This window comes from Streptomyces sp. NPDC006265 (assembly GCF_040613555.1).
GTDB lineage: Bacteria > Actinomycetota > Actinomycetes > Streptomycetales > Streptomycetaceae > Streptomyces.
Window position 1 is genome coordinate 1 of sequence record NZ_JBEXSH010000977.1, and the last position, 3,147, is coordinate 3,147.

The 3,147-nt window shown below is 71.9% G+C and carries 4 protein-coding genes and 1 pseudogene; 3 read left to right on the plus strand and 2 right to left on the minus strand.

Features of this window, described 5'->3' with window-relative positions; all coding sequences use genetic code 11:
• Both ABZ281_RS43765 and ABZ281_RS43770 read left to right on the plus strand, forming a co-directional pair.
• A partial coding sequence (locus ABZ281_RS43765) for a zinc-binding dehydrogenase (protein WP_356663771.1) occupies positions 1-457 on the plus strand: 457 nt, incomplete at its 5' end.
• Positions 458-678: 221 nt separating this feature from the next.
• A pseudogene (locus ABZ281_RS43770) lies at positions 679-1,184 on the plus strand (SRPBCC family protein); the annotation flags it as partial.
• On the opposite strand, the gene ABZ281_RS43775 reads toward ABZ281_RS43770, so the two are convergent.
• Positions 1,178-1,453 (minus strand): hypothetical protein, encoded by a 276-nt coding sequence (locus tag ABZ281_RS43775; RefSeq protein ID WP_142161622.1) that lies wholly within the window; start codon positions 1,451-1,453, stop codon positions 1,178-1,180. The pseudogene ABZ281_RS43770 and the gene ABZ281_RS43775 overlap by 7 nt on opposite strands.
• Positions 1,450-2,283 (minus strand): phytanoyl-CoA dioxygenase family protein, encoded by an 834-nt coding sequence (locus tag ABZ281_RS43780; protein WP_356663773.1) that lies wholly within the window; start codon positions 2,281-2,283, stop codon positions 1,450-1,452. The genes ABZ281_RS43775 and ABZ281_RS43780 overlap by 4 nt, the downstream gene beginning before the upstream one ends.
• 70 nt (positions 2,284-2,353) lie before the next feature.
• Between ABZ281_RS43780 and ABZ281_RS43785 the strand changes: the two genes are divergently transcribed.
• Entirely contained in the window at positions 2,354-3,139 is a 786-nt protein-coding gene (locus ABZ281_RS43785; protein WP_356663775.1) for an AraC family transcriptional regulator, read from the plus strand.
• Positions 3,140-3,147 lie beyond the last annotated feature (8 nt).

A 3,147-nucleotide genomic window follows, 5' to 3' on the forward strand; every position in this document is an offset into this window, starting at 1 on the left:
GGTCGCACGGTACGACAAACGATTCCTTTCGCACACCGAGGTGTCCTACCTGTACTCCCCCGCCGTCTTCGACCACGTCGGAGGCCGCGGCATCACCGACTCCTGGCGGCTCCTCGCCCCCGGCGGCACCCTCGTCTCCTACGGCAGCGCCTCCACCCGGGACGACGAGGGCTCCAAGCAGTGGCCCGTCCTCAAACTGCTCTTCCGGGTGTGGACGTGGAATGCGCTGCCCAACCGGCGCCGCGCCTACTTCTTCAACGTCTGGGCCGGCAAGGCCTTTGCCAAGAACCGCTTCCGGTCCCGACTGCGTACCGACCTCACCCAGGTCTTCGACGCTCTCCAGCGTGGCGAGGTCACCGCCCGGATCGCCGCGCAACTGCCGCTCGCCCGCGTCTCCGAAGCCCTGCGGCTGGCCGAGTCCGGCACGGTCGCCGGAAAGGTCGTCCTCGTTCCCTAACGGGCCCGCCACCTCGAGCCACTGGCCGACTCACCGACCACCGAGAGGAACACCATGTCCGGCAACGGCCCGTCGTCCGCACCCGACCAGCAGCCCCGGCCCCGCTCCCCTCTGCGCGCGGTCGCGGTGACACTCGCCCTCGCCGGCGCCCTCGCCGCACGGCCCCCACCGCCCAGGCGACCGACCGCACCGGTACCGCCCCGTCCCGCTGCGGCGAGCACGGCGTCGACCCCGCCGCCCTCATCCGCTACAAGTCCGACATCGTGATCAAGGCACCGCTGCGCACGGTCTGGAAGCTCCAGACGGAGGTAGAAGGCTGGCCGTCCTGGCAACCGCCGGTCACCACGATGGAGCGCCTCGACCCGGGCCGGCTGCGGAAGGGCTCGCGGTTTCGCTGGACGACCCCGGCACCCGCCACCCCCCACACCCCCGCCACCACACTGGAGATCACCTCCACGGTCCGACACCTGCGGAACCAGGACTGCATCCTGTGGAAGGGTCCCGCGATCGGTGAAGGCCTGCGCATCGACGAGGGCGTCCAGTCCACCTGTGGACCTTCCGCGAGGTCAAGGGCGGTGTCCACGTCCACACCGAGGAGACCTGGACCGGCGACCAGGTCGAAGCGGACGTGCCCACCGCGACCGAGGCCCTGGGGCAGGGCCTCGAAGCGTGGCTGGACGACCTGAAGGCCACCGCCGAAGCGCGCTCCGGCGGCCGCCCTCACTGATCCACGAGCTTCTCGAAGAAGAACTCGTGCTTGAGGAACGACGTGGCGTGCTCCGCCCCCGGATACGGCGGCACGAGCGGAGCCGCCTGAAAGAGCCGCCAGCCGTCCTCCAGGGCGCCGACCCCTGTCTCGTACGGGGGTTCGTCGCTGTCCCCGGTCGTCGGACGGGTCGAGCCCGTGCCGTCGTAGCGGGCCCAGCCGACGACCTTGGAGTCGAGGGCGGAGGTGTCGAGGTAGAGGACGAGGACCTGCTGCCGGGTGGTGGTCATGCGGTGCTCCTCCGAGAGGCGGGCGCTGCGGGCCGGTTGGTGATGCGGGTGGCCCAGTGGTCGACGTCGAAGCCGGGGTCGGCTGACAGGGCGCGCCACAACAGAATCCGGTTGTGGATCTCCAGCCGGGCGGTGGCCTGCTCGTACCAGGGGAACGTGCGCCGCAGCTCCTCGCGCACGGCGGGGGAGCCGGCGTCCCGCGTGTCCCACAGCCGCACCTGGGGCACGGTCGGGTTGAAGCGGATCTTGTACATGTGGCGGACGGTGTCGCTGTCGTTGCGCCGCCCGCCGTGCCAGATGCCGTGGTGCAGCAGGAGCACGGTGCCGGCCGGGCAGGTCAGCCGGATCTGGCCGCGCAGGTTCTGGTAGCGGCCGGTGTCGGACTCGTTGGTGCGGCGCAGATGGCTGCCCGGGACGACGAGCGTGCCGCCCATCCCGGCGGTCACCTCCTGCGGGTAGTACATGAGCTGCACGTCGAAGGCGTCGGCCCGCACGTCGATGAGGGCGTCGGCGTGCAGCGGCTGCGCACTGCCCTCATGAGACAGGCGGGTGTGCACGAAGTGGTGGTCGACGGCCGGGTCCGAACCCACCAGGCTCTCCAATGCCCCCGCCACGACGGGCAGTTCTAGGAGCCGCCGGGCGAAGGAACCCTCCGGGAAGGCCACCGGCACGGGAGTGCCGTACGGCACGGCGGGCAGTGACCCGGCGGCGAAGACGTCGAGCGCCTCCTCGTTCATCTCCCGGGGCACGACGCCGTCGAGGCGCAGGAAACCGTGGGCAGTGAACCGCGCCACCTCGACGGAGCTCAACAGCTGCTGTGTGGTTGGCATGACGCAACCGTAGGAGCGCACACGCCCGTGGTCGTGGGGCGTAATCGGCAACCACTGGTAATTTTCCACCATGCCGACCTTCGTGGAACTGCCCCTCGATCTGCCGCCCGACCGGGTGCACGCGGGCGTGGGCGTGCACGGCTCCACCGGCCCGCACGAGGTCTTCCTCCTCCCGCACCTGTGGCAGCTCCACCTTTACGGCTACTCCGGCACCCTGGAGTCCGGCGGTGCGCGGCACCCGATCCGCCCCGGGCACCTCAGCCTTGTCCCGCCCGGCACGGAGGTGCACTTCCACTACGGCGCCCCGCGCTGCGAGCACCTCTACGCCCACTTCCGGCTGCCGGGCGACGGGGAGCGGCGCCGCGTCCCGGCGATGCAGGACGCCGGGCCGGAGGCGGCGGTGCTGAGCGCGCTGCTGCGCCAGACGATCGCGGCGGGCGCGCAGTCCCCGGCCCGTGCCTCCGCGGAACTGTGGACGGTGCTGTGGCGCACGACCGGCCTGGCGGAGGCCGCCGAGGCGCCCTCCGGGGCCCGGCATCCGGCGGTGCGGGCGGCCATGACGCACATCGAGGAGCACCTGGCCGACCCGCTGAGCGTCCCCGGGATCGCCCGGGCCGCCGGGGTGTCCCACACGCACCTGACCCGGCTGTTCCGCGAGGACACCGGGCACACGGTCGTCGGCTACGTACGGCGCCGCCGCATGGAGCGCGCCCGCCATCTGCTCATCGCCTCGACCCTGGCGATCCCGGCCGTCGCGGCGACGGTCGGGATCCCGGACCTCCAGGCCTTCAACAAGACCTGCCGCAAGGAACTCGGCGCGTCGCCGCGTGCCGTGCGGCAGGCAGCGGGCGGGTAGGCGTCAGC

Coding starts and splice junctions, on each gene's coding strand:
- ABZ281_RS43780 (WP_356663773.1), bottom strand. CDS start 2,283: ATGCCAACCACACAGCAGCTGTTGAGCTCCGTCGAGGTGGCGCGGTTC.
- ABZ281_RS43785 (WP_356663775.1), top strand. CDS start 2,354: ATGCCGACCTTCGTGGAACTGCCCCTCGATCTGCCGCCCGACCGGGTG.
- ABZ281_RS43775 (WP_142161622.1), bottom strand. CDS start 1,453: ATGACCACCACCCGGCAGCAGGTCCTCGTCCTCTACCTCGACACCTCC.